Here is a 24095-nt window from a genome sequence, read left to right as displayed (position 1 = left end):
TTGCATTACGATCCGGCACAGAGGTCGCGGGGATCAATCAGCGGCCAGCCGAGGAGCAAATCGATGGAATACCGACGCTTGGGCCGCTCGGGCCTCATGGTGCCCGCCTTGAGTCTTGGGACCGGCACCTTCGGCGGCGTGGGCCGCCTCGCTGCGTGGGGCACCACCGACGCGACCGAAGCCCGGCGCCTTCTGGATATCTGCCTCGATGCCGGCGTGTCGATGTTCGACACCGCGAACGTCTATTCGCTCGGCGAGTCCGAGCGCGTTCTCGGCGAAGCCATCAAGGGCCGCCGCGACAAGGTTTTGGTTTCGACCAAGGCGACGTTCCGCTTCGGCGACGGCCCCAACGACATCGGGTCGTCGCGGCAGCATCTGCTTACAGCCATCGACGCTTCGCTGAGCCGGCTCGGCACCGATTACATCGACCTGTTCCAGCTTCACGGCTTCGACGCCTTCACCCCGCCTGAAGAGGTGCTCGCGACTCTCGATGTGCTCGTGCGCGCCGGCAAGATCCGCTACGTGGGCGTGTCGAACTTTTCGGGCTGGCACCTGATGAAATCGCTTGGCGTTGCCGACAAGCATGGCTTCCCGCGTTACGTCGCCAACCAGACCTATTATTCACTGATCGGGCGCGACTACGAATGGGAGCTGATGCCGCTCGGCCTCGACCAGGGCCTCGGCGCGGTGGTCTGGTCGCCGCTCGGATGGGGACGCCTCACCGGAAAGATCCGCCGCGGCCAGCCAAAGCCTGACGTAAGCCGCTTGCCCAAGACGGCCGAGTTCGGCCCGCCCGTGCCGGACGAGCACGTCTATCGCGTCGTCGATGCGATCGACGAGGTCGCCAGGGAAACGGGCAAGAGCGTCTCGCAGATCGCGCTGAACTGGCTGCTGCAGCGTCCGACCGTCTCGACGCTGATCATCGGCGCGCGCAACGAGACGCAGCTGCGCGAAAATCTCGGCGCGGTCGGCTGGTCATTGACCAAGGACCAGATCGCCAAGCTCGATGCGGCGAGCAAGGTGACGCTGCCCTATCCTTACTGGCACCAGCGCACAACTTTCACCGACCGCAATCCGCCGGCGGTGTAGAGACCGGCACGCCGGCGCAGTCCGGCTTGAGCTGCATCAAGCCGGCCCGCGCCGACAGTGGCATCGTGCGCTCACGCGAGGCAGCCGATGCGCCGATTTGCCATGAAGGCCCTGTTCACCGCTCTCAATCTCAACCGCGCCGAGCGGAGCGGATCGATTGGGAGCGCACCATCCTGATCGTCTCGACCGCGGTGACGGTTGGGCTCGGCGCGCTCTATGTGTTCGGGAAGTCGACCTCCCGCTGGTGAGCCGCGAGGCCGTGCCGACCCATGCCCGCGGTGCCGGGAGACCTGCTCCCGGCGCAGGAACCGCCCGTATCCTGCCGGGTTGCGATGCATCTCGCAATTTCCTAATCCGGAGACGAACCACGGCTCGAATCAAGCACGCCGCCATCATGTTGCCAGCCTCCATGGAGCACGCCGACGGCCTGCCGCAGCCGCAGCGTGGCCAGGCGGTCCTGACCATTGCGCTCGGCATTATCATGGCAGTGGTCGACAGCGCCATCGCCAACGTCGCGCTGCCGACGATCGCGGCCGACCTCGACGCCAGCCCGGCGTTCTCGATCTGGATCGTCAACGGCTACCAGCTCGCGATCACGATCTCGCTGCTGCCGCTGGCTTCGCTCGGCGAGATCGTCGGCTATCGCCGCGTCTATCTGGTCGGCCTGGTGCTGTTCACATTTGCCTCCGCACTCTGCGCGCTGGCGCACACGCTGCCGCTCCTCACGATTGCACGCATCGTGCAGGGGTTCGGCGCGGCCGGCATCATGAGCGTCAACGCAGCGCTGGTGCGTTTCACTTACCCACGCAGCCAGCTCGGCCGCGGCATCGGGCTCAACGCTCTCGTCGTCGCCTTCTCAGCCGCGGTCGGCCCGACGCTCGCCGCCGGTATCCTGGCGTTCGGCAGCTGGCCCTGGCTGTTCGCCATCAACGTTCCGCTCGGCGTGGTGACATTGGTGCTGGGCCTGCGCAGCCTGCCGCACACCAGGCCTGCGAGCCATTCCTTCGACTGGCAGAGCGCGGGGCTGTCCGCGATCACCTTCGGCGTCGGCATCGCGGCCGTCGATAGCGTCGGTCATGGCGAAGCCGCGATCACCTGCCTCGTGCAGTTCGCCATCGCGCTCGTCGCGGGCGCGCTGCTGATCTACCGCGAGACCCACATGGCCTCGCCGCTGCTGCCGATCGACCTGTTGCGCATCCCCGTGTTCGCATTGTCGATTGCGACTTCGATCGCCTCGTTCTGCGGGCAGATGCTGGCCTTCGTCGCGATCCCCTTCTATCTCCAGAGCCGCTTCGGCTATTCGGCGGTGCATATGGGCCTCTTGATCACGCCGTGGCCGATCGCGGTGGCGTTCGCAGCCCCCCTCGCCGGCCGCCTGGTGGAGCATTATCCGGCCGGCCTGCTCGGCGGCATCGGCCTTACGCTGTTCGCCTGCGGCCTCGCTGCGCTCGCCTTGCTGCCGGCTGCGCCCACGCCGCTCGACGTGGTCTGGCGGATGGCGCTGGCCGGCGCCGGCTTCGGCCTGTTCCAGACCCCCAATAACCGCACCATGATCGCGGCCGCCCCGCGCGAGCGTGCCGGCGGCGCCAGCGGCATGCTGGGGACGGCGCGGCTGCTTGGGCAGACCACCGGCGCAGCGCTGGTGGCACTCTTCCTCGGCCGCTATCCGATCGAGGGAACCAGGATCGCGTTGCTGACCGGCGTCGGCTTCGCGCTCTGCGGCGCAGCGCTGAGCATGTTGCGGCTGTCGTCCGCGGGTGCGCGCGGCGCCGAGCATGTTCGCGTGCAGGACGACCAGCGCCTGCGCGGCGAATAGCGCGCGACCATTTGGGAAGGCCGATTTCGGCTGCGTCCGCCGCGCCTCACATCTTCACCATCTCGGTGCGATATTTCGGCAGCAGTGCTGCGATCAGCTTGCCTTTCTCGGCCATCTCTTCCGGGGTCGGCTTCGGCGGTGGCGATGTGCGGCCTTCGACGGGAAAGCCAACCGCCAGGAAGAATTCGTCCTGTCCCGCTGGCGCGCACATGCAGAGCATACGGGCCGTCTTGCCGGACACGTTCTTGAACGCGTGCGGCGCGTTGGCCGGGACGTTGACGGTCGACCCCGCACTTACGGTATGGGACTTACCGCGAAAGGTGAATTCAAGTTCGCCTTCGAGCAGCGTGAACATCTCCTCGAAGTCGTGGCGGTGCGGCGGGGGCCCGCCGCCGGCGGGCACCAGCATGTCGACCAGGCAATAGCGTCCTGCGGTCTGCGCGCCCGACACCAGAACCGTGTAGGTGCCGCCGGCCACAGAGATATGCGGCACGTCAGCGCCGTCGGGATCGGCGACCGTCAGGGCGCGGCCGGGATCGTCGGCGGGGATCGAGGAAGCTGACGACGAGTTTGCAGAAGGCGTGTTGGTCATATCGGATCTTCTTGCTTATATTTGGCTGCCAACGAGAAAGGCCGGCTTCTCAGCCGGCCTTTTCAATTCATCGCGCGCAGATCAAGCCTTGACCAGCGGGCTCTTGGTCGGCCCCTTCGAGCCGCCGGGGCCACCGGGCTTGGACTTGCCCGGCGGGCGCTTGCGGGCACCCGGGAGCTTCTCCTGCTTCGGCGTGACCGGACCCTCGACGAACTCGAAGCCGATCTTGTCCTTGGTCTCGTCGGCCTCGTCCTTGACCAGAACGACGCGGACATGGCCGCCACCCTTGAGCTTGCCGAACAGCACCTCGTCGGCCAGCGGCTTCTTGATGTGCTCCTGGATCACCCGAGCCATCGGACGTGCGCCCATCTGCTCGTCGTAACCATGCTTCACCAGCCAGGTCTTGGCGGGGTCGGACAGTTCGATGGTGACATCGCGATCGCCGAGTTGCGCTTCGAGCTGAAGCACGAACTTCTCGACCACCGTACCGATCACCTCGACGCTGAGATGGCCGAACGACACGACGGCATCGAGACGGTTGCGGAATTCCGGCGCGAACTGCCGGTTGATCGCCTCGTGGTCGTCGCCTTCGCGCTTCGAGCGCGTAAAGCCGAACGCCTGCTTGGCGAGATCGGACGCGCCCGCGTTCGTGGTCATGATCAGGATCACGTTGCGGAAGTTGACCTGCTTGCCGTTGTGGTCGGTGAGCCGGCCGTGATCCATGATCTGGAGCAGGACGTTGTAGAGATCGGGATGCGCCTTCTCGATCTCGTCGAGCAGCACCACGCAATGCGGATGCTGGTCGACACCGTCGGTGAGCAGGCCGCCCTGATCGAAACCGACATAGCCGGGAGGCGCGCCGATCAGGCGCGACACGGTGTGCCGCTCCATGTATTCGGACATGTCGAAGCGCAACAGCTCGACGCCGAGCGACGCCGCCAGCTGTTTTGCGACCTCGGTCTTGCCGACGCCGGTCGGACCCGAAAACAGGTAGCAGCCGATCGGCTTCTCCGGCTCGCGCAGGCCGGCACGCGCCAGCTTGATCGAAGCGGCGAGCGATTCGATCGCCTTGTCCTGACCGAACACCGTGCGCTTCAGGGTCTGCTCGAGATGCTTGAGCACCTCGGCATCGTCCTTTGACACGCTCTTCGGCGGGATCCGCGCCATCGAGGCGATCGTGGTCTCGATCTCCTTGATGCCGATGGTCTTCTTGCGCTTGTTCTCGGCGACCAGCATCTGCGCCGCGCCGGATTCGTCGATCACGTCGATCGCCTTATCCGGCAGCTTGCGGTCGTGGATGTAGCGCGAAGAGAGCTGTACCGCAGCCTCGATCGCCTCGTTGGTGTATTTCAGCCGGTGGTAGTCTTCGAAGTACGGCTTGAGGCCCTTGAGGATTGCGATCGCGTCCTCGACCGTCGGCTCGTTGACGTCGATCTTCTGGAAGCGCCGCACCAGCGCGCGGTCCTTCTCGAAGTGCTGCCGGTATTCCTTGTAGGTGGTCGAGCCCATGCAGCGAATGGTGCCGGAAGCGAGCGCGGGCTTGAGCAGGTTCGAGGCATCCATCGCCCCGCCCGACGTCGCGCCCGCACCGATCACGGTGTGGATCTCGTCGATGAACAGGATGGCGTTGGGATGCGCCTCGAGCTCCTTCAGCACCTGCTTCAGGCGTTCCTCGAAGTCGCCGCGATAGCGCGTACCGGCGAGCAGCGTGCCCATGTCGAGCGAGAACACGGTCGCAGCCGCCAGCACCTCCGGCACCTCGCTGTCGACGATGCGCTTGGCCAGGCCCTCCGCGATCGCGGTCTTGCCGACGCCGGCCTCGCCCACGAACAGCGGATTGTTCTTCTGCCGGCGACGCAGCACCTGAATCGCGCGGTTGATCTCGGAATTGCGTCCGATCACCGGATCGATCTTGCCGTCGCGCGCCTTCTTGTTGAGGTTGACGCAATAGGTCTCGAGCGCCTCGCCCTTCTTCTTGGCGTCCTCGCTGCCCTTGGTCTCGGTCTCCTCGTCGACACCGCGCACCGGCCGCGCCTCGGAGACGCCTGGCCGCTTGGCAATACCGTGGCTGATATAATTGACGGCGTCGTAGCGCGTCATGTCCTGCTCCTGCAGGAAATACGCGGCATGACTCTCGCGCTCGGCAAAGATCGCGATCAGCACGTTGGCGCCGGTCACCTCTTCGCGACCGGACGACTGCACGTGGATCACCGCGCGCTGGATCACGCGCTGGAAGCCTGCGGTCGGCTTGGCGTCATCGGCGCCGTCCGTCACCAGGTTCTCGAATTCGGTCTCAAGATAATTGACGAGGCTCGTACGGAGCTTGTCGAGGTCGACGCTACAGGCGCGCATGACGGCGGCTGCATCGGAGTCGTCGATCAGGGAGAGCAAAAGATGCTCGAGCGTCGCGTATTGGTGATGACGCTCGTTTGCGATCGCCAGTGCACGATGCAGGGATTGTTCAAGGCTTTGGGAAAAAGTCGGCATTCGCGTCCTCTATGGCCCCCACCATCATGATCGCCATCGCCCGGTCAGGCAACAACAACCTTTGTCACATATAGTTATACAAGATCGCGGCGAAAGACCGGTTCCGCGACTCAGGCGGCTGCACAGCTACGGTATTTTTTGATGCAAAACCCGTTCCGGTTTGGGCACGATCAGCACCGGTCCGAAATTCCGTAGTTTTGCCCTCTGCAACGAACATCGCGCGCAGACATCACGCGGCAATCACACTGCGACATGCACAAGAACCGGCTTCGAATGCGCCGTGACGTGTCTTACTTCTTTTCCATCACGCATTGCAGCGGATGCTGGTGCTTGCGAGCGAAATCCATCACCTGCGTTACCTTGGTCTCGGCGATCTCGTAGGTGAACACGCCGCACTCCCCGATCCCGTGATGATGAACGTGCAGCATGATCTTGGTTGCGGCCTCGGCGTCCTTCTGGAAGAATTTCTCCAGCACATGAACGACGAATTCCATCGGCGTGTAATCGTCGTTCAGGATCAGCACACGGTACAGGTTCGGCCGTTTGGTCTTCGGCTTGACCTTGGTGATGACGGACGTGTTTGGCGCGGAAGGACCGCCGGAACGGTTCTCGTCGTTGCTCATCAGGGCAGCGTGGGCGGCGGCGGCCGCGGAGGGATCTGGTCTGGAAGACAGTTGCGGCATGGCTCAGGCGTTCAAATTCCCCACGGAAGCGTATGACGGTTCGCCGCGCAGCCCCGGCCTTCGGAGCTTCGCACAGGCGCACCGCCTTTTTGGATCGCCGCTTCCAGCCGGTCCGGTCCAAACCGGATCGGCCTCACCGAATATGGGCCTGCCCCCGGCTCGCCGCAAGCGTGCGGCAGCTCGGCCGATGCGGCCATGGCGGTCCCGATTCCCGGTCCGGGCGATCCTCACCAAGGTTAATCAATCCGGACTGATTTGACAAAAGCTTCCGCCCCGCCGGTTTAGAAGATGTTCACCAGGAACCCGGCCAGCAACGCGGCTGCGGCGGTTTCGCGCGGGCTATCTCCGGTTATCTACGGACCAATTTACCCTCAATGGCGTGACGCGAAAACAATGGCGTGACGCGAAAACGGGCAAAGGCACAGATTTCCGGGGATCGTCACGCCTCGCAGATCGACGCGCGGCAGAAGAAGCTGTGCGATAACGCCAAGGCGGCGAACATCAGGATCCATACGGTGCAGGTGAACACCGGAGCGACCCGACCTCCCGCGTGCTGCAGTATTGCGCGAGCCGCACCGACAAGTTCTATCTGATGACGAAGGCAGATCAGACGTCTCGATGTTCAAGGAAACCGGCACGGTGTGGAAGCTGCGATGGCGCGCTGAGACCTACACTTCGAGACAAACAAAAAAAGCCCGGCTACTGCAGCCGGGCCTTTGATTCCAGGACGTCAGGAAACGTTAGCTGGCGGCCGGGGTGAACTTCGACACGATGGTCTCGACCGGCTTGAACGCCTGCTTGGCGAGGTCGCTGTAAAGGCCGGCGATCTTCTGCGATTCCGCGACGAAGGACTCGTAGGCGGAACGGGCGAATTCGGTCTGCGCTTCGACGGCCTTGTCCAGCGACTTCACGCCGGAAAGCTTCTCGACGAAGGACTTGGTGTCTTCGAACGACTTCTTGGTGTAGTCGCCATAAGCGCTGGCGATCGCCTGAAGGCCGTGCTGCATCGACGTCGCGGAGGCGACGTACTGCTCGAAGTGCTCTTTCCCGTAGCCCTGAAAGTCTTCAACCTTGAACATTCGGAATCCTTTTCCCTAGCCTGTCGGAAGCCCCGGCTCCCTGACTCTGCTCACGATTAGTGCAACGCACAAAAAAGTCAAGAATTTTGTGCGTCGCACAAAATTGCGGGCAAATTTGCCAAGATTCCCGGGGTTTCCCGCAATGGTTCCTTAAGCTTTTGGAAACCGCGGCCCCCTACCTTGATTCCCTGGACGTGTTCAACTTCCACAAGCGGCCAAAAGCCGTTGGAGAACATCACCTTAGCCAGAACAGCGGCTCAGGTCCAACGTCCCCCGCGGCGAACATCTGCGGAGGACAGCCTGAGCAGGTAATGATCCCGGGTCCCTTGGGCACAATTTCGCCTCACGAGCCGGTGATCAAGTCAGAAACGGGGACGGGGTTTCATGCTTCGTAAAAACTTGTCTTCCTCGCGCTTGGCGCGGGTTGGCGTTTTTGGGCTTCTTGCGGTCACGAGTGCAGTCATCTTCACCACCGATGCTGCCGAGGCGCGGCGCCACCGGCGTCACTACGCGCAACACCGCGTGCAGCGCGATGTGTCCGAGAGTTCCAGCCCGAAATTCGCGTCGATCATCGTCGACGGCAACTCCGGCTCCGTGCTTCAGGCCACGAGTCCCGACGGGATCCGCCATCCGGCCTCGCTGACCAAGATCATGACGCTCTATCTCCTGTTCGAGCGCCTCGAGTCCGGGAAGATGAAGCTCGACACCGAGATGCCGGTGTCGCAGCACGCCGCCGATCAGGATCCCACCAAGCTGAACCTGCGTGCCGGCCAGACGATCCGCGTCGAGGACGCGATCAAAGGTCTCGTCACCCGCTCCGCCAACGACGCAGCCGTTGTGATCGCGGAAGCGATTGGCGGCGACGAGGACGACTTCGCCCAGATGATGACGCGCAAGGCGCGTTCGCTCGGCATGTCCAGGACGGTTTACCGCAACGCCAACGGTCTTCCCAACGACGAGCAGGTCACGACCGCGCGCGACCAGGCCACGCTCGGCCGCGCCATCCAGGAGCGCTTCCCGCGCTACTATCGCTATTTCGCGACCTCGACGTTCAACTGGCGCGGACAGTCGATCCGGAACCACAATCATCTGCTCGGGAATGTCGAGGGCGTGGACGGCATCAAGACCGGCTATACTCGCGCCTCCGGCTTCAATCTCGTGACCTCGATGCGCCGTGGCAACCGCCACCTGATCGGCGTGGTGCTGGGCGGCCGCAGCGGCGGCTCGCGCGACGCCATCATGCGCAACCTGCTCGCGGAGAACCTCGATAAGGCCGCGACCACCCACACCGTCGCCGCGGTCACCGAACGCAACGGTTCCGACGCCGCTGCCGAGGTTGCGGATGCGTCGGATATCCCGGCCCGCTCCGCTCCGCAGGTTCAGGCTGCGGCTGCCCCTGCTCCCGAAGCAGCCCCGTCGCGTCTCGCCGCGCGCCTCTCGACGCTTGCGGCTGCGACTGCCGCGGTGCCGCCGGCTCAGCCCAGATCTGAAGCCAATAGGCCTGAAGTTCGGCCGACAGAATCCAAGATCGAGCCTGCGCCGCTCACCAATGGCGTGATCTCGAGCCAGCCGCTCTCGATCATCCCCGGTTCGTCCGAACCGATGAAGCCGGTCCGGGTCAAGACCGTCCAGGTCAAGGCCGGCGCGGTGAAGGTCGCCTCCGCCGCCCCGGCTCAGATCGCACCGCAGGTCACGAGCACGATCGCATCCCGCTCCGACGTCGCCGAAACCTCCGGTGCCGTCGTCGCCCGCGCAGACCTCATCAACAAGCCCGAGGCCAGCCAACCGGAAGCTCCGAGGGCCGAGATCACCCGTGCCGAGCTGCCGCGGCAGCCGGCGGGCTTCGGCACCGGCAACGGCATCCTCGGCGTCTTGCCGGCCGCCACCGCCGCCGCACCCGCCCCGGCTGCTGCGAAGCTCGCATCAGCCGACCCGGCGCTGCAGCCGATCCAGATGAGCGCCACCACGAAGCCGGTCGCTACCCACAGCGGCTGGATCGTTCAGGTCGGCGCGCTCGAGAGCGAGAACGAAGCCCAGCAGCGCATCGACGCGGCGCGCAGCTCGGCTCGCGGCCTGCTCAGCAAGGCCGACCCGTTCACCGAGCCGGTCGTCGCGAAAGATAATCGCAAGCTCTACCGCGCCCGCTTCGCCGGGCTCGACCGCGACCAGGCCGAAGCCGTCTGCCGCACCCTGAAGCGCGCCGATATCTCCTGCATGACCGTCCGCAACTGAACTTTCGCACCGCTCCAATGAAAATGCCCGCGCCTTGCGCGGGCATTTTCATTTTCGGGATGCGGTGACCGACGAGGCTGTTCCACGACAACCTCTCGTCAAGGATTTACGGTTAAAACTTTACGCAAGGGATCGACCACGCCGACAATGGCGGGCATCGGGGCGACGGCAAACAGAGCAAGCAGAGCTCACACGGGACGAGCGTTTGTAGCGTGGTGCCGGAGTTAGCCGTTATGCGTGCGAAGCAGAGTATCCTTGGCCTCGTTTACACGGGCAGCGAGATACGTCGAGCCCCCCTGGTCGGGATGCAGTTTCTTCATCAGGGACTTGTGAGCCCGGCTGATGTCGTCACGCCCCGCCCCCGGCTGCAGGCCAAGGATCTGATAGGCCTCCTCCGTCGTCATTTTACCGCTCGCCACCGTGCGGCGCTGCCCCCCTGCCGCGTCGCCCTGCGCGTTCTGACGCCAAGCGGGAAACCGGCGGTCCAGATAGCTTTCAAGTAGGGCCACGCTCTCGGCGTCGAACGCCGGGACCATTGCCAGCAGGGCCGCGAGATCAAACTCATCGAGATCGCGCCCGGCGTGAGGCCCGGCGACGATCTGGCCTCCAAGCTGGCCGGAATCGTGATCGAGCCGCATATCCAGGAATTGCGAGCGCACGCGCGAGGCCTGACCGGCCGGGCGCGTCGCGCCCCCGCCGAACAGCCCGCCGATATTGCCGAAGCCGGCGTTTGCCATCGGTGTCCAGCCCAAGAGCCCGGCGCCGAATATCCCGAGCGGGATCGCCACCACCAGTTCGCCCTTCAAGCCCGTGAACGCTGCGACAGCCAGCGCCACCACGCCGCCACCGAACCTGATCGCGCGTGCCAGCACGGCCGGATTGGCCGAACGGAACATCTGGAGCAGCAAATAAAGGGTGATAATTGCGATAGCGCCGGCGATCAGGGTCATGGCCCGAATATAGTCGGCCTACCGCCAAAAAGCATCGTGTCCTTGCGCCAGCGCTACTTCATCTGGCCGATCAGCCTGGCCGCGCCACTGGCGGTCTTCGCCAATTGCAACAGCGCCTCGCGTCCGCCGGCCGCGTAGGCGGCGGCTGCGCGCAACAGCTCGCGCAACTGCGCCGCCGCGCCCGGATCGAACCGGCACCAAGCGCCGCCGGTCAGGCGCGCGATCTCGCGAAAGGCCTTCTCGGCCACCGCGTCATGGCCTTCCTGAAAGACGAACACAGGCACTTTGAGCATGCCGAGCTCGCCTGCCTTGGCGCAGAGCTGGTCGACGTTCTCCTCCATGGCGTCGCCGACGAAGACGACGGCGCGCACGCCGGATGCGACGGCCTCGCGCCGCGCCTCGCTCAGCACCTTGCCGATCTGGGTGTCGCCGCCACGGCAATCGATCTTGCTCATCAGCGCCGCCAGCCTGGCGCTGTCGGAGATCCATCCCGTGGCGCGGCACTCGTCGAAGCCGCGATAGTAGACGAGCCGGATGTCGAGACTGCCGAGCGCGGCGGTCTCACGGAACATGTCGGCCTGAAGCGCGCAAGCCATGTCCCAGGTCGGCTGCCGGCTCATCGTCGCATCCAGCGCGAAGATCAGCCGCCCTTTTGCACCGGGCGCATGCGGTGACAGCGCGCGCGCGTTGGCGACGAAGGCGGCGATGTCCTCCGAGGTCGAGGTCCCCGCCTGCGGCACAGCGTCGCCTGGTTGCGCCGAGACGGCATCGCGGCCGCGCGGTTTGATGGGTTCGCCGGACATTTCCTTGACCCTTGCGTGAGCGGCTAATGTGGTCAGCACATGCAGCCCGGTCAATGCGCAAAGCCCCCGCAGGCGGCAGCCGGCGGAGGCTTTGAAATCGGTATCGACGACGAGGAAGGCGTCAGCTCTTGGCGGGCGCCATCAAAGCGACCGGCCCGGGCTCGAGAATCTTGGGTGGGGACGATTGCGTGTCGACCGGCGCCACTTCACTGTCGGTCGCGCTCAGGAACTTGTCGAGCATGCCCTGGATCGAGTTCTTGGCAGCATCCGGACCGGTGTCGCGCATGTCGTTGTGCTGGAATTCGGTCTTCACGACCTGGATGCCGGCCTTCTCGCATTCTTCGTCGGTCGGGATCACACCCGCATCGGCCTTGAACTGCGGATCGGTGGAGCGGAACGACAGGATCTTGAACTTCCCGGCGGTGACGAAGGGCACGCGAAGATTGTCGAGTGTGACGACCTTCTTGACCTCATCCGGATACTGCTTGGCGAAATACATCGTGATGTCGCCGCCCATGGAGTGGCCGACCATCGTCACCTTTTCGTAGTCGGCGTTGGGCTGAACCTTCTTCATCTCCTGCATGGCGAGATGGATGTTGGCGACGCCGCGCAGGATCTGCGGCAGCCGGCCGACATAGATCTCGCCCGGCTTGGTCACCATCGGTGGATCGGTCGGCAAATCATGCTGCGGGCTGACGACGAGGTAGCCGCGCGCGGCGAAAATGTTGGCGAGGAAGCCGTACTCGGTGTTCTTGACGGTGTTGCCGTGGTTGATCACGGCGACCGGCATCGTGATCATGCCGGCATTGGCCTGCATTTCCTTGTCACGACGGATCGCGATATCGACGGGCACCGCACGGTTGTCGCGCGAGGCATCGTAGAAGGTGATGGTCTCGTGCCTGATTGCCCACTTGCTCGCCGTGAAATAGGCGACGCCACAGAGGGCACTGACCGAAACCAGAACGGCAATTCCACGCTTCATTTTCGTCCTCAGCCTCAGGCTCTTGCGGCCTGAATCCCTGTTGAAAATCGTGTTCTTCCGGAGCTCTTCGGCCCCTGGTCGCCTATTCCCTAATATATGTCACAGCCGCGTGACAGGAAGGCCAAATATTGTGAACCGGCAGCCCTTTCATTGTGCGGCGCACACGTTTCTTGAGCATCTCGCTCTCACACGGCTACGTCAGGGTGCACGTCACCATCCGACGCAACCTGTCTCGATCGGGTTCCGTTTTGCAGTAAACACGGGGTGAAAACGGTTGAGCGCGGGCTCGGTTCCCCGGGGGAGACCGGCCTCTTGATCGACTGGAAGTAGCGATGTACCGCCGCCTCAAGCGCCGAGGATGTCGTGGACCTCGAGCGGCTTGTCGACCTGGTTGAACCACTCGGCGCGATTGGCCGCGCGGCGACGTCCGCGCTCGTCGAGCGGAAGCTTGAGCTGGCGGAGCAGGCTCGTCACCTCCTCCCGTGCGGTGAGATGGCCGAGATTTGGCCGCATGCCGAGCGTGGCCTCGTCGATCTCGTCCAGCGCGGTCAGACCGCGCGGGAAGAACTCGCGATAGACGACCCGTTCGGCGAAGCCGTCGACGTAGCGGAAGCCGAGCCGCAGCGACAAATCCTTCAACCCATCGGCAACGAGCTGCTTGTTGCGGGAGCCGAGCATCGACAGGCGGTTGCGCACCACGATCCAGTCGGTGGTCGCACCGTCGAGCTGGCGGCGCTTGCGCCTGACATCCCGCACCATCTCGGCGTAGTGGCTCTCGCCTGTCACCGCGTAATTGGCGGGATCGACAGTGCCGAGCACATCGAAATCGAGGAAGCTGTCATTGATCGGGGTCACCAGCGTGTCGGCCATCGAGTGCGCAAGCCGCATCAGGTAGCTGTCGGTGCCGGGCGTATCGATGACGATGAAGTCGAAGCTGCTCTCGACCGCCGAGACCGCCTCCATGAACTGAAGGAACTCCGAATTCTCGTTCTCGGCAACCTGCATCGTTTCGCCAAGCTTGATGCAGCGATGCAACGGCAGTTCGAGGTCGAGCTTGGTTCGGCGCGCCCAGGCGGAACGGTTGTTGATGTAGTGAGTAAAGCTCTGCTGACGGCAGTCGAGGTCGATGGTGGCGACGCGCTGGCCGGCTTTGAGAAGCGCGACTGCGATGTGCAGGGCGGTGGTCGACTTGCCGGAGCCGCCTTTCTCGTTGCCGAGCACGACCACATGCGCCGAGCCGGACTGGCCTTGGCTAGCTTGCACAAGCATCGCGATCCTCAACACCCCTAACGAATATCTTCGAGTTGGCCGCGTCTGCGGTCAAGTGAAATGCGTGACAGGCAAGACAAATCGCGGCGCGCTGACCTTCATCATGAATCGCGGCGCCGCTTCGCGTCTGTGATCCAGCCCACAATGCCGCGACGCTTGCGCGGCTTTGCCCGGGATGCTGTGCCGCATCCGGATGCATGGCGTCCATGGTCGCCGCTTGTTAAGGTTAGCCTGCCGGGCGCCGGAACGCGCCCGTCGATTCCCAATCCCGTCGAGTTCTGATGTCACGCAGCCCCTTGATCGCCCGCACGGTCCCCACCTTGCGACGCGCCGTCGACAATCTTCGCAAGCGAAAGGCGACGATCGCGCTGGTCCCGACCATGGGAGCGCTCCATGACGGCCATGTGTCGCTGGTGCGCCTGGCCAAGCGGCGCGCGAGCCGCGTCGTGGTGTCGATCTTCGTCAACCCGACCCAGTTCGCTCCGACCGAGGATTTTGGCGCCTATCCGCGAACCTGGAAGGCCGATCTCGCCAAGCTCGCCGCCGAGGACGTCGATATCGTCTGGCATCCCGGCGCCGAGGCCATGTACCCGGAGGGCTTTGCCACCCGCATCATGCCGGAGGGACCGGCGCTGGCTGGCCTCGAGGACCGCTTCCGCCCGCATTTCTTCGGCGGCGTCGCCACCGTCGTCGGCAAGCTGTTCACCCAGTGCCGGCCGGATGTCGCGATCTTCGGCGAGAAGGATTTTCAGCAGTTGCGGGTGGTGGCGCAGATGGCCCGCGACCTCGAGCTCGGCGTCAAGGTGATCGGCTCCCGCACCGTGCGCGAGCGCGACGGGCTCGCGATGTCCTCGCGCAACGTCTATTTGTCGCCACAGGAGCGGCAGACCGCGACCACGCTATACTGCGCCATGAAGGAGAGCGCCGGGCGCATTCGCGCCGGCGAAGCGGTCGCGCCCGCAATGGCGCGCGGTGCCGCGATGATCACGGCAGCCGGCTTTGAGCTCGACTATTTCGAAGTGCGCCATGCAGCGACCTTGGCACAGGTCAGCTCGCGCAACGACGGACCGCTGCGCATCCTGGTCGCGGCCAAGCTCGGCACCACCCGGTTGATCGACAATATCGCGGTTTAGAGCAGCCCGAGATCGCGCAGTTCGCGCCGCATCGGCTCCGGCATCGCCGCGATCGAGCCGGCGGCGGACTTGCCGAGATCGGGCGGCACCGAATCGTCGGCGAGATAGCGCCAGCCCTGGAACGGGCGCATCGGCCGCGGCGACACCGGAATCACCTTCGGCTGCATCACGATCCGGCAGCGCCCGATGCCGTCCTTGTCGCGGAACGGCTCGATGCCGATGATCTTTTCGCGCGCGGCGACCTCGCCCTTGATCACCCAATAGAGCGACCCGCCCGACAGGATCTCGGCGTCGCGCTTGGGCACCATGCGGGTGATGTGGATGTGATGTTGCGGCAGACCCTTCTTCTTGGCGGTCTGGATCCGTTCGGCGGTCCACTCCTTCAATTCCTTGACGGATTCGCAGCCGACGGCGAGCTTGATCAGATGTAGTGGCATGCCCCAGCATTAGCCGGACAGCCACGCATTTGGAATGCCGATCTACTCGTTATCCGCAGCCGGGGCAGCCGCGGCCGGCGGCGTGAGCGGAACCGGTGCTGCCGCCGGCGCCCGCGCAGCCTTCGGCGCAGGCGGCTTCTTCGCGGCGGGAGCTGCGGCCTGCGCCGAGGCCGCTGCGGGGGCGCGCGGAGCCGCCGCGTTTGCGGTGGGCGCCGCCTGACGCGTCGGCGGCTCGGGATTCATGATGCTGACCGGCGGCGTCGACGAGGCACTCGGGAACTCGGCATTGGTCGGCTTGCCCGTCGGCATCGACGGCGGCAGTCCCGCAAGTGCGGCAGTGGCCGGCAACGATTGCGCTGCTGCAGGCGCATTCCAGGTCGGGGCGTAGCGCGCGACCAGCGTGTCGTAGAGATGGGAATCCATGTTGGCGGCGACCTGCTGCTGGTCGGTCAGCGAGCGGAAGGCCGCACAGTCGAACTGCGTGCAGCCGTCGCGCACGACCAGTACCTGCGCGACCAAGCCATAGCGATCACGCTCCAGCGATTTGCGCAGCACCTTGATGTCGGGCGTCAGGCTCTTCTCGGCGGTCGCGGCATCGCCGAGCGCCGTCAGACGGTCGATCCTGGCCGCGGTCGTGGAGACGGCCGCAGCGGCCACGTCCGGCGCGCCGAACAGCGCCTTCTCGCAGCCCATGGCCACGGCATCGCCGGCGAGATCGTCGAGACAGGACAACGCCGGCAGGCTCGCGGTCATCGCCGCCTGTGCGCGCGCCTCGGTCGGCGTGGTCTGCCCCGCCGGTCCATCGACGCGCACAACAGCAGCCAGCGCGATGGCAATGGCGAGCAGCGCAAGGACGGTCAGCGCGCCGTTGGCGACCGATCGTTCGGCGCGCAGCAGCGTGACCAGGAGGATCAGCCCGAAGAAGCCGGCAGCCACCAGCATCATCCACATTGGAAAGGCCGGCGAGCGCCAAATTTGGTCGAGCGACGAGGCCCATGCCCAGTTCATGCGCGACGTCCCCTCACGCGAGCAGAGAGCGAATGGTCAAAGCGAGTACCGAGAGTCGGCAACTGCCCCCGGCCCACCTTTTGAAGGTGAAGCGGGCCTTTTGACGGCAGCAGAATACAAATTCCCGGGGACGCGCCAATGCGCGGATAGCGTCGGCCTTCAGGACAGCGCGAGCTGGCTTTCCTTGGCGACACGTTCGAAGGCTTCGGTCGAGCTCTTGATCCGGTACTGACAGTCGTCACCATCGGTCGGCAGGAGGCGGATGACCTCATACGAACCGCTGGCAGCGGGGCGTGCGACATTGCTGGCGGTGAACAATACGCGCGCGCCAATAGGGAATTTGTGCTTCAACACCCTCTCCATCACTCAAACAACGCCTGCCACGCCCATGGTCCCACTGCGTCGGCCGGCCGGAAACCCGGCCGCTGTATAGCATGCGACGAGCGTTTTTGGCCAGCAGTATGCGACATGGCAAACGTGCGAATTTTGCAGTTATTTCAGAGTGATGCCGTCAGCCGACGATACCGCTGGAACCGGTTCTTCCGGGGGTATGGGGCAAACGGCCGTCGGGGCTGGCGTGATCCACCATCTTGGGCGGTTCCTGGGCCGTGAGGTCCCTCTCCCTGCCGACCATCCTGGCATGGAGCGCCGCCGGCTTGCTCGACGTCGAGCGAGGCCGATCACCGCAGATTACACGTTCTCGAACTTTTCGATGACAAGCGTTTCGGCGAGCGCGTCCCGGGTCCATTCCTGGAACGCCGGAAGCGCCAGCATCGTGTCCATGTAGGCCTTGGTCTCCGGCGTGACCTCAATCGCGTAGGTGCGAAAGCGGTGCACGACCGGGGCATACATCGCATCCGCTGCGCCGAAGCGCCCGAACAGGAACGGTCCATTGGCGCCATACCGGGCCCGACATTCGCGCCAGATCTCCTGCACGCGCGCGATATTGGCCTCGGCGTCCGCCGACAGCGTCACGGGGCGCACCGGACGGTGCAGGTTCATGCCGCATTCGTTGCGAAGGGCCATGAAGCCGGAATGCATCTCGGCGCACACCGAACGGGCATGGGCGCGCGCGGCGGCCTCGTCCGGCCACAGCTTCACTTCCGGATAGCGCTCGGCGATGTATTCGATGATGCTGAGCGAATCCCACACCGTGATGTCGCCATCGACCAGCACCGGCACCTTGCCGGCGCGGCTGAACGAGATGATCTGCTCCTTGTCCGCGGGATTGTCGGTGTAGAGCGGGATGAGGGTCTCCACGAACGGAATGTCGTTGGCGCGGAGCGCGAGCCAGGGCCGCATCGACCATGACGAGTAATTCTTGTTGCCGATTGCGAGTTTCAGCGCAGCCATGTCATCAGTCCTTCTCGATACGCCTTGAAGCGAGCCGCTTTTAACGCCATCGCCTGCCGCCAATCAATCGTTGCTGCACCTCGCCATGCGTGGCAAGCGTTGCGATCCTCTCCGGGAGACTGACATGAGCAGGCATTGGGTCGACATCACAGCCGTCGGCTTCTTCATCATCGAATGGCTGGTCTACGCCCTGACGCTGGAGCAATCGGCCTATGGCCGCGACAGCCTGTCGGCGCGCATGAACCGCTACCGCGAGGTGTGGGTGCGCCGGCTACTCGACCGCGACGCGCGCATGGTCGACATGCAGATCATGGCCTCGTTGCAGAACGGCACCGCCTTCTTCGCCTCCACCAGCCTGATCGCGCTCGGCGGCGCGCTGGCGCTGCTGCACGCGACCAACGACGCGATCACGATCTTGAGCAAGCTGCCGATCGATCTCAGTACCTCGCCGGCGATGTGGGAGCTGAAATGCGTCGGCCTCGTCCTGATCTGCGTCTATGCCTTCTTCAAATTCGCCTGGTCGTACCGCCTGTTCAACTATGTCGCGATCCTGTTCGGCGGCATGCCGGCAGCCGCGCAGCGTGACACGCCGGAGGCCGAAGCTCATGTGATCCGCACCTCGCGCCTGTTCGAATCCGCCGGCCGCCATTTCAACCGCGGCCAGCGCGCCTTCTTCTTCGCACTCGGCTATCTCGGCTGGTTCGTCAGCCCCTGGGTGTTGTTCGTGACCACGGCAACCGTGGTGATCGTGACTTGGCGGCGGCAGTTCGCCTCGAGCGCGTGGGAAGCGATGGCGCCGGAGGTGGTGAATGGCGAGGAGACGCGGCGCGGTCCCTGACGCGCTCGTGTTGCGGCTCTGCAGTGCACCGCTGAGTAGCGGTGCGTCCACAAGAGCGAATGTGGCGCACCCTCTCTCCACATCGTCATTGCGAGCGCAGCGAAGCAATCCAGAATCCCCCCGCGGCGGCAGACTGGATTGCTTCGCTGCGCTCGCAATGACGGAGCATGAGGCGGCAGCGCCACTTTTCCAGCTCGCATCTTGAATTGCGACTATAGCTTCGCACCTTCGCGGCGCATTTTGCCCGAGTCTGGCCACTTCACCCTCTTGTCCCAAGAGGCACAGGGAAGTCTGCGGTCATAGTCCTAAGCCGGCGTCTCGATCTGCTATGTGCAGCGATTGCCGCATGGAACTCCCTAAAGTCGCTTTGATCTATCTCAATTCTCTTACAGACGCGGGCATCAACTTGAGAGAGTCGCGTCATCGCTCCGCCGCGCCGGCCGGGCGGTTGGGCGCTTCCAGGGAGCTCGATATGATCAAGTCGCTCGGAATTGCCACATTCGCCTTCTGCTTCGCAGTATCGGCTCAGGCGATGACACCTGCCCCGATTGCACAGCCCGAAAGCCTCGTTACGGAAGTTGCTGCTGCCTGCGGCGTCGGTAGGACACGTATCAACGGCGTGTGCGTAGCACGGACGACGGTCCGTCATACCCGTCGGGCGGTCCGCAGATGTGTGAGAGGAACAACGTGCTGATTGCTTGTCCTTCAGGACAATACCGCAAAGTGGTCTCGCCATGATTAAAATAGAAGAGTACCGACCCCAACGGTACATCAACGGCCCCCGGCCTCAGCCCTCCAGACTGAGGCCGTCTTGCGCCTGAAAGGTTGGCCGGACCGGTCACCTTGTCGGATTTATCGACCCGGCAACAGCATGAAACCGCAATGCTGATGCCAGCAGGCCAACAAAATCAAAACTCGAGAGCACGCTTCCATCGTCAATTGGCCAAGCCGATGCTGGAGGTGAATAGCGCAGACACACAAAGCAAATGTTTACGCAATTTACCACTCGACCATCAACGCGATGGTCTTCATTTTCCCATCTGATAATTGCCTTGCGCGCCTTGTTTGGTCGGATGCTCGGAATGGTCCTTTCGCAGCGGAGGTGGCCGGCATGTCCGAAATGGGAGAAGTGCTCGCCGGAACGAGTTTGTTTCTGCTCGCCTTCTCGCTGCTGATATTCGACATACCCCGCTACACCTTATCGCTGGTGTCTCTTGCTCTGTTCAGCTCGAAGCGGCGAAGCGCCAGTGGGACGGTTTGCGAGGCGACGGTAAGCGTGATTATCCCGACCTTCAACGGCGGCTCCGGGCTTGCTCCTTCGATCAGCTCGCTGCGCCGGCAAACCCTGCGACCTGTCGAAATCATCGTCGTCGACGACGGCTCCACCGACCAAACACGCGCGGTCGCGGAGCGGGCGAGAGCGCAGGGGCTAGTTGATATGGTCATCTGCCATGGGACCCGCTGCGGCCGCAGCGCTGCCATCAACGCTGCAGCACGGTTTGCCCGCGGCGATCTTCTTCTGACCGTAGATGCCGACACTGTCTTCGAACCGAACGCGGTTGAGCGCCTCGCGGCTGCGTTCGGCGATCCGCTCGTCGCCGGCGCAAGTTGCAACATCGCGATCAGCAATGAGCGCGATTCGATATGGACAGGACTTCAAAGCGTCGAATACCTGATGTCGATCACTGCGGGGCGGTCGATCCTCGACGTGGTGGATGCGATCGCGTGTCTGTCCGGCGCCTGTTCCATGTATCGGCGGGATATCTTCACGCAGCAGGGCGGGCTCGACGTCGGCCCTGGCGAAGATATGGAGTACACCTTACGGCTCCGCAGGCTCGGCTATGTCATTCGGTTCGTGTCCGACGCCTGGGCGGAAACAGCCGGCCCCGCAAGCGGCATCAGTCTGTTGCGCCAGCGCGCGCGCTGGGATCGCGATGCTCTGCGCATCCGTTTCATGATGTATGGCGAGCTGAGTTTTCGCCATCCGCTAGAGCGTTTACCGGACACGATCCAAAGGCTGGACTTCATCGTCTTCGATCTCGTTCCGACGCTCAGCCTGCCGTTCTACTTGGCCTACATTGTGCTGTTGTTCGGCCCGGATGCCGTGTTGTTTCTCTCGGCGATCTACCTGCTGCTGCTCTGGATCTCGGTATTCAATATGGCACTTGTGTTCGCCCTATTCCAACGATCCGTCGGAAACTTTGGCTGGAAGATGGCGCTGATCTTTCCCTTGTACCAGGGCGTCTATCTGAAGTGCGCGCGGTTTTTTTCCTACTCTTCGGAAATCATCTTTGCCTCGTCGCGGAACGATGATTTCGTGCCACCGCGCGTTCGCCGTGCACTATTCGGAGATCGGACAAAAGAGGTGGCCAAATGACGGTGGCCCTGACGCGACTCGATCCGCATATTCCCGATCCTATCGAGAGCCGTCGGCGCGCGGCCGGACGGACCGTCCGCGCCGCCTATGCGACAATCGTATTCGGCATACTCGCATTCTTTGTCGTCTATTTCGGGAGGCCAATTCTCTATCTCGGCGGCCCGGGCAGCGTGTCCTCGCCAAGATATTTGGTTTCACTGCCCTACATCGTGCAGATCAACAGCATCACCGTGGTGAGAGGTGGATCGGTCAAGGCCGGCGAAGAAATCGGAAGGGTGCGGTCTCCGCAGCACGATGAAATCGTCGCTACTTATTGTCAATGCGGTAATTCAGGCTCGCGGCCGATGAGGTTGCGATAAGTTGGACAGCTTCCTCAGCAAGCTGCAGATGTGAGCGCGCCGCGTCGAGAGATTCGCGGGCGGGCACTCCGATCGCACAAATTCTCGACCCCACCGATGTCTTCGTCGACTGGTACGTTCCCAACGAACGCCTGTCCGACCCGAAAGTCGGCAACGAAGTCTTTGTCCTGTTCGGCAACCGGCGAATTCTGGGCGAGATCGTGGAAATTCTGCCGGTGTCAGACGTGTACCCCGGAGCGGGCTCATCGGCGGCGCGCGAGCGTACCGCCTCGCAAATCGCGCGAATTCAGTTCAGCCCAGGCGCGCATCCCCCGGCGCTGAACTCGGCCGTCGACGTTCACATGCACTACACACAACTCAGCGCGCGGATCGCTTCCATGCTGGTGAAACTATTCGGGCTCGACGAGCTGTGAGAGGAAGCGAGGTGCAGCATGCAGATCGAAGGGACTCAAACGAATTGCCCGGCTTGCGGCTCATCCGCTCTGATCTTGTTTCCGGTATTCCACCACATGATCTGCGCCTATGTTGGTCCGGAGTATGACTTCGCACCAAAACACCGCGGGATATACGTGCCCGAAGTGCTGCCGCGACATTGTGTCGGCCGACCCAGCTTGCGAGATCGTGGGCACTAGCGCGCGGTGCACAAGGTGTTGGGTCGAGATGGTGGTGTCCCCAGCGTGTGCTCCGGCTGGCTTGTAAGGATTAGCGGCGATCTCGGCTTATCCGTCGCTCAAGTGCGACTGCGGCGAGCAGAGTTGGACAGAGAACAAGCAGAGGGCAGCTTCAGCGGCCAGGTAGAGCTGCCTTGGTCGGTAGCACGATGCCCGACGGTAACTACGATAGTTTCGACGGTCTCGCCTGTCTCCACAGGGCGAGTGAGGTTTGAGATAAATGGTTGCAACTCAACAGCGCATCGGTCAACAATGCCGCGCGAGTTGACGAAGGCGGAATTTTCACCACTTTTCCCAAGCGCGCCCGCGCTCCCACACACGGCGTTCTGGACCTAACGCGGGTGGCCGACATTGTGGCGATGGTCGCCGAGCAGGCACAAACTGCATAGACGCCCGGTCGTAGCGGAGGCATCATAGCACCCGGTTGGCGTGTATCGGAGGACACCATGATCAGCTTGATCCGCGTTTTCGATATCGCCGTACTCACGTTGGGCATGTTCAACGTCTTGCTGGTTGCATTGATTATCTTTGCATTTTGATGCTCCCGCCGACGCGGCAATCGCCGTGCACGCGCGGCGGCTGCGCTTCAATTTCGCCGCCCGACTCAGGCTGAGGTTGTATTCGCTGCCGGCGTCTCGTCTGTGGCGGTTTGACAGGCGGCGCCGTGACGAAGCTTTGCAGCGCCGCTCGTCGGCACGAAGCCTTGGGCTCACAGAGAGCAATCCGCCCTGCCCTTGGCCTCTCGCACCCGAACGCTGCCGCGTCCACCGCAAGCCGGCTCGCGAACATGACGACCACAAGATCGCCCCTCAAGGATGAGCCGGGATGGCCAACACATACGCCGTGTCCGAATTTCGGTAAAGTGGAATATATTTGCGAAGATGGATTGACAGCAGGGCGACAAAGCAAGGCCGTTGCCCAAGCGAGAGTTTAGCCGCCGAAATCCCGCGGGCTGAACGGCAGGTCCATCACCTTCCATTCCCCGTATTTGTCGGCCGGCAACATCTTGTAGGGCTGGCAGGCCTGAAGCGCGCTCATGGCGGACTTCACGAGCGCGACACCCTTTGCGGACGGCGGGGCTTCGATCAGGATCGGCTCGCGCGCCAGCGTGCCGTCGGTCGCGAGCACGGTGCGCAGCTTGATGTTGACGTTGTCGGTCGGCGCGACCCCAGCCGGCAGCTTGGCGCAGCTTCGCAAATGACGACGCAGCTCGGCGATGATTTCGACCGGCAGCTTCGCCGCGATTGAATCCTTGGCATCGCCGCCATCGTCTTTGGGGGCGTCTTTCGGCAGCTCCGTCGGCAATTCCGGCGGCAGGCCCAGCATGACGCCGTATTTGACAGTGACGTCGGGCTCCGGCGCCTGATAGGACGGCGGCGGCGCGGCCTCCGGGTGCTGCATCGCTTGTGGCAGTAGCTGTGGCGCCGGGGGCTGCGGCGTCGCCTGAGGCGGCGGCGACTGCGATGGCTGAGGCTGTGGCTGTGGAGGCTGCGGTTGCGGCTGCGCATTTGCCTCGCGCTGCTGCGGCGTCTGTGAAGGCTGTGGCTGCGGCTGTTTCTGCTGCGGCGGTTCAGGCGAGGCCTGCTGCTTCGAGGACTGTGCCGCAGCCTGCTGCTTCGCCTCGGGCTTCGGCGCGGCCGCCGCCTTGTCCTTATCGTTCAAATCGAACTTCGGCAGTTTCAGGTCAGGGGTCGGCTCCGGCGGCTTCGCCTTGAGTTTTTCCCCGGTCTTCTCCTCGGCTTTGGCCTCCTCCTGCTTCACCTGCTCCGGCGTCACGATGCTGACGGAAACCGATTCGGGCGGGCTGGCGTGAAACGGATGGACTTCGCTGATCACGATGATCAGCGCGACCAGCGTCAGATGGGCGATCGCCGACGCTGCAATGTCCGTCCGTATGATCTTCCGCAGTTCCATCGCCTGACTTCAGGTTGCCAAGC

The 24095-nt window shown here is 63.7% G+C and carries 23 protein-coding genes and 1 pseudogene; 11 read left to right on the top strand and 13 right to left on the bottom strand.

Annotated elements, in window-relative coordinates; genetic code table 11:
• Positions 1 to 63 precede the first annotated feature (63 nt).
• The 3 genes from BcanWU425_RS18395 to BcanWU425_RS18385 all read left to right on the top strand — a co-directional run bounded on the left by BcanWU425_RS18395 (position 64) and on the right by BcanWU425_RS18385 (position 2905).
• A complete protein-coding gene (locus BcanWU425_RS18395) occupies positions 64 to 1089 on the top strand; it encodes an aldo/keto reductase (protein ID WP_085351373.1) in 1026 nt (341 codons plus the stop codon).
• 26 nt (positions 1090 to 1115) lie between these two features.
• The gene (locus tag BcanWU425_RS18390) at positions 1116 to 1337 is read left to right on the top strand and encodes a hypothetical protein (RefSeq protein WP_162496372.1); all 222 of its coding nucleotides are present in this window, start codon (positions 1116 to 1118) and stop codon (positions 1335 to 1337) included.
• Between the two features lie 146 nt (positions 1338 to 1483).
• Entirely contained in the window at positions 1484 to 2905 is a 1422-nt protein-coding gene (locus tag BcanWU425_RS18385) for an MFS transporter (protein WP_051112982.1), read from the top strand.
• A gap of 46 nt (positions 2906 to 2951) precedes the next feature.
• On the opposite strand, the gene BcanWU425_RS18380 is transcribed toward BcanWU425_RS18385, so the two are convergent.
• The 4 genes from BcanWU425_RS18380 to BcanWU425_RS18365 form a co-directional block, all read right to left on the bottom strand.
• Positions 2952 to 3497, bottom strand: a complete 546-nt coding sequence (locus BcanWU425_RS18380) for a cupin domain-containing protein (protein ID WP_204511403.1) — start codon at positions 3495 to 3497, stop codon at positions 2952 to 2954.
• Positions 3498 to 3578: 81 nt separating this feature from the next.
• Positions 3579 to 5984 (bottom strand): ATP-dependent Clp protease ATP-binding subunit ClpA, encoded by a 2406-nt coding sequence (gene clpA / locus BcanWU425_RS18375; protein ID WP_231190837.1) that lies wholly within the window; start codon positions 5982 to 5984, stop codon positions 3579 to 3581.
• Positions 5985 to 6274: 290 nt separating this feature from the next.
• Positions 6275 to 6607 (bottom strand): ATP-dependent Clp protease adapter ClpS, encoded by a 333-nt coding sequence (gene clpS, locus BcanWU425_RS18370; protein WP_018455182.1) that lies wholly within the window; start codon positions 6605 to 6607, stop codon positions 6275 to 6277.
• A gap of 800 nt (positions 6608 to 7407) precedes the next feature.
• Positions 7408 to 7746: a phasin family protein gene (locus BcanWU425_RS18365; RefSeq protein WP_007603238.1), complete on the bottom strand. Its 339-nt coding sequence runs from the start codon at positions 7744 to 7746 to the stop codon at positions 7408 to 7410.
• 384 nt (positions 7747 to 8130) lie between these two features.
• On the opposite strand from BcanWU425_RS18365, the gene BcanWU425_RS18360 reads away from it, so the two are divergent.
• Entirely contained in the window at positions 8131 to 9978 is a 1848-nt protein-coding gene (locus tag BcanWU425_RS18360; RefSeq protein WP_085395611.1) for a D-alanyl-D-alanine carboxypeptidase, read from the top strand.
• A 224-nt stretch (positions 9979 to 10202) separates the two neighbouring features.
• Here the strand turns inward: BcanWU425_RS18360 and BcanWU425_RS18355 are convergent, their stop codons facing one another.
• From BcanWU425_RS18355 to BcanWU425_RS18340, 4 genes are all read right to left on the bottom strand, one after another.
• Complete coding sequence (locus BcanWU425_RS18355) at positions 10203 to 10928, bottom strand: DnaJ domain-containing protein (RefSeq protein WP_018455184.1); 726 nt, start codon at positions 10926 to 10928, stop codon at positions 10203 to 10205.
• Positions 10929 to 10981: 53 nt separating this feature from the next.
• Positions 10982 to 11731: a hypothetical protein gene (locus BcanWU425_RS18350; protein WP_018455185.1), complete on the bottom strand. Its 750-nt coding sequence runs from the start codon at positions 11729 to 11731 to the stop codon at positions 10982 to 10984.
• 121 nt (positions 11732 to 11852) lie between these two features.
• Positions 11853 to 12713: an alpha/beta fold hydrolase gene (locus BcanWU425_RS18345; RefSeq protein WP_007603233.1), complete on the bottom strand. Its 861-nt coding sequence runs from the start codon at positions 12711 to 12713 to the stop codon at positions 11853 to 11855.
• A 345-nt stretch (positions 12714 to 13058) separates the two neighbouring features.
• On the bottom strand, positions 13059 to 13982 hold the full coding sequence (locus BcanWU425_RS18340; protein WP_018455186.1) for a division plane positioning ATPase MipZ: 924 nt from the start codon (positions 13980 to 13982) through the stop codon (positions 13059 to 13061).
• Positions 13983 to 14263: 281 nt separating this feature from the next.
• Here BcanWU425_RS18340 and panC point away from each other — a divergent pair, with 281 nt between their 5' ends.
• Positions 14264 to 15115, top strand: coding sequence for a pantoate--beta-alanine ligase (gene panC, locus BcanWU425_RS18335; RefSeq protein WP_204511405.1), 852 nt, complete (start codon positions 14264 to 14266; stop codon positions 15113 to 15115).
• Here panC and BcanWU425_RS18330 read toward each other — a convergent pair.
• The 4 genes from BcanWU425_RS18330 to BcanWU425_RS18315 form a co-directional block, all read right to left on the bottom strand.
• Entirely contained in the window at positions 15112 to 15552 is a 441-nt protein-coding gene (locus tag BcanWU425_RS18330; RefSeq protein ID WP_085395609.1) for a DUF1489 family protein, read from the bottom strand. The genes panC and BcanWU425_RS18330 overlap by 4 nt on opposite strands.
• 42 nt (positions 15553 to 15594) lie before the next feature.
• Complete coding sequence (locus BcanWU425_RS18325; RefSeq protein ID WP_085395608.1) at positions 15595 to 16560, bottom strand: hypothetical protein; 966 nt, start codon at positions 16558 to 16560, stop codon at positions 15595 to 15597.
• 159 nt (positions 16561 to 16719) lie between these two features.
• A complete protein-coding gene (locus BcanWU425_RS18320) occupies positions 16720 to 16923 on the bottom strand; it encodes a hypothetical protein (protein ID WP_007611353.1) in 204 nt (67 codons plus the stop codon).
• Positions 16924 to 17250: 327 nt separating this feature from the next.
• Positions 17251 to 17913 carry a glutathione S-transferase family protein gene (locus BcanWU425_RS18315; RefSeq protein ID WP_018455191.1) on the bottom strand — a complete coding sequence of 221 codons (663 nt, stop codon included), beginning with the start codon at positions 17911 to 17913 and terminating at the stop codon, positions 17251 to 17253.
• Positions 17914 to 18037: 124 nt separating this feature from the next.
• Between BcanWU425_RS18315 and BcanWU425_RS18310 the strand changes: the two genes are divergently transcribed.
• From BcanWU425_RS18310 to BcanWU425_RS18290, 6 genes and pseudogenes are all read left to right on the top strand, one after another.
• Entirely contained in the window at positions 18038 to 18751 is a 714-nt protein-coding gene (locus tag BcanWU425_RS18310; RefSeq protein ID WP_018455192.1) for a DUF599 domain-containing protein, read from the top strand.
• 1111 nt (positions 18752 to 19862) lie between these two features.
• Complete coding sequence (locus tag BcanWU425_RS18305) at positions 19863 to 21128, top strand: glycosyltransferase family 2 protein (RefSeq protein WP_204511406.1); 1266 nt, start codon at positions 19863 to 19865, stop codon at positions 21126 to 21128.
• Positions 21125 to 21487, top strand: coding sequence for a hypothetical protein (locus BcanWU425_RS18300; RefSeq protein WP_231190835.1), 363 nt, complete (start codon positions 21125 to 21127; stop codon positions 21485 to 21487). The genes BcanWU425_RS18305 and BcanWU425_RS18300 overlap by 4 nt, the downstream gene beginning before the upstream one ends.
• A pseudogene (locus BcanWU425_RS37545) lies at positions 21484 to 21651 on the top strand (hypothetical protein); the annotation flags it as partial. The gene BcanWU425_RS18300 and the pseudogene BcanWU425_RS37545, both read left to right, overlap by 4 nt.
• A gap of 36 nt (positions 21652 to 21687) precedes the next feature.
• On the top strand, positions 21688 to 21900 hold the full coding sequence (locus tag BcanWU425_RS18295) for a hypothetical protein (protein WP_085395607.1): 213 nt from the start codon (positions 21688 to 21690) through the stop codon (positions 21898 to 21900).
• A gap of 482 nt (positions 21901 to 22382) precedes the next feature.
• Positions 22383 to 22547: a hypothetical protein gene (locus BcanWU425_RS18290; RefSeq protein WP_204511407.1), complete on the top strand. Its 165-nt coding sequence runs from the start codon at positions 22383 to 22385 to the stop codon at positions 22545 to 22547.
• 541 nt (positions 22548 to 23088) lie between these two features.
• Here the strand turns inward: BcanWU425_RS18290 and BcanWU425_RS18285 are convergent.
• Positions 23089 to 24072 carry a hypothetical protein gene (locus tag BcanWU425_RS18285; protein WP_085384444.1) on the bottom strand — a complete coding sequence of 328 codons (984 nt, stop codon included), beginning with the start codon at positions 24070 to 24072 and terminating at the stop codon, positions 23089 to 23091.
• Positions 24073 to 24095 lie beyond the last annotated feature (23 nt).

The organism is Bradyrhizobium sp. WU425 (assembly GCF_021052305.1).
In the GTDB taxonomy this organism is placed as follows: Bacteria; Pseudomonadota; Alphaproteobacteria; order Rhizobiales; family Xanthobacteraceae; genus Bradyrhizobium; species Bradyrhizobium canariense_D.
The sequence above is the reverse complement of the archived record's forward strand: the minus strand, read 5'-3'. Positions and strand labels throughout refer to the sequence as shown.

Excerpts from the sequence above, each read along its gene's own strand:
- BcanWU425_RS18360 (WP_085395611.1), top strand. The coding sequence starts at position 8,131 with ATGCTTCGTAAAAACTTGTCTTCCTCGCGCTTGGCGCGGGTTGGCGTT.
- BcanWU425_RS18285 (WP_085384444.1), bottom strand. The coding sequence starts at position 24,072 with ATGGAACTGCGGAAGATCATACGGACGGACATTGCAGCGTCGGCGATC.
- BcanWU425_RS18315 (WP_018455191.1), bottom strand. The coding sequence starts at position 17,913 with ATGGCTGCGCTGAAACTCGCAATCGGCAACAAGAATTACTCGTCATGG.
- clpA (WP_231190837.1), bottom strand. The coding sequence starts at position 5,984 with ATGCCGACTTTTTCCCAAAGCCTTGAACAATCCCTGCATCGTGCACTG.
- BcanWU425_RS18330 (WP_085395609.1), bottom strand. The coding sequence starts at position 15,552 with ATGCCACTACATCTGATCAAGCTCGCCGTCGGCTGCGAATCCGTCAAG.
- BcanWU425_RS18340 (WP_018455186.1), bottom strand. The coding sequence starts at position 13,982 with ATGCTTGTGCAAGCTAGCCAAGGCCAGTCCGGCTCGGCGCATGTGGTC.
- BcanWU425_RS18355 (WP_018455184.1), bottom strand. The coding sequence starts at position 10,928 with ATGACCCTGATCGCCGGCGCTATCGCAATTATCACCCTTTATTTGCTG.
- BcanWU425_RS18345 (WP_007603233.1), bottom strand. The coding sequence starts at position 12,713 with ATGAAGCGTGGAATTGCCGTTCTGGTTTCGGTCAGTGCCCTCTGTGGC.
- BcanWU425_RS18300 (WP_231190835.1), top strand. The coding sequence starts at position 21,125 with ATGACGGTGGCCCTGACGCGACTCGATCCGCATATTCCCGATCCTATC.
- BcanWU425_RS18325 (WP_085395608.1), bottom strand. The coding sequence starts at position 16,560 with ATGAACTGGGCATGGGCCTCGTCGCTCGACCAAATTTGGCGCTCGCCG.
- BcanWU425_RS18310 (WP_018455192.1), top strand. The coding sequence starts at position 18,038 with ATGAGCAGGCATTGGGTCGACATCACAGCCGTCGGCTTCTTCATCATC.
- BcanWU425_RS18350 (WP_018455185.1), bottom strand. The coding sequence starts at position 11,731 with ATGTCCGGCGAACCCATCAAACCGCGCGGCCGCGATGCCGTCTCGGCG.
- clpS (WP_018455182.1), bottom strand. The coding sequence starts at position 6,607 with ATGAGCAACGACGAGAACCGTTCCGGCGGTCCTTCCGCGCCAAACACG.
- BcanWU425_RS18365 (WP_007603238.1), bottom strand. The coding sequence starts at position 7,746 with ATGTTCAAGGTTGAAGACTTTCAGGGCTACGGGAAAGAGCACTTCGAG.
- BcanWU425_RS18320 (WP_007611353.1), bottom strand. The coding sequence starts at position 16,923 with ATGGAGAGGGTGTTGAAGCACAAATTCCCTATTGGCGCGCGCGTATTG.
- BcanWU425_RS18395 (WP_085351373.1), top strand. The coding sequence starts at position 64 with ATGGAATACCGACGCTTGGGCCGCTCGGGCCTCATGGTGCCCGCCTTG.
- BcanWU425_RS18380 (WP_204511403.1), bottom strand. The coding sequence starts at position 3,497 with ATGACCAACACGCCTTCTGCAAACTCGTCGTCAGCTTCCTCGATCCCC.
- BcanWU425_RS18385 (WP_051112982.1), top strand. The coding sequence starts at position 1,484 with ATGTTGCCAGCCTCCATGGAGCACGCCGACGGCCTGCCGCAGCCGCAG.
- BcanWU425_RS18305 (WP_204511406.1), top strand. The coding sequence starts at position 19,863 with ATGTCCGAAATGGGAGAAGTGCTCGCCGGAACGAGTTTGTTTCTGCTC.
- panC (WP_204511405.1), top strand. The coding sequence starts at position 14,264 with ATGTCACGCAGCCCCTTGATCGCCCGCACGGTCCCCACCTTGCGACGC.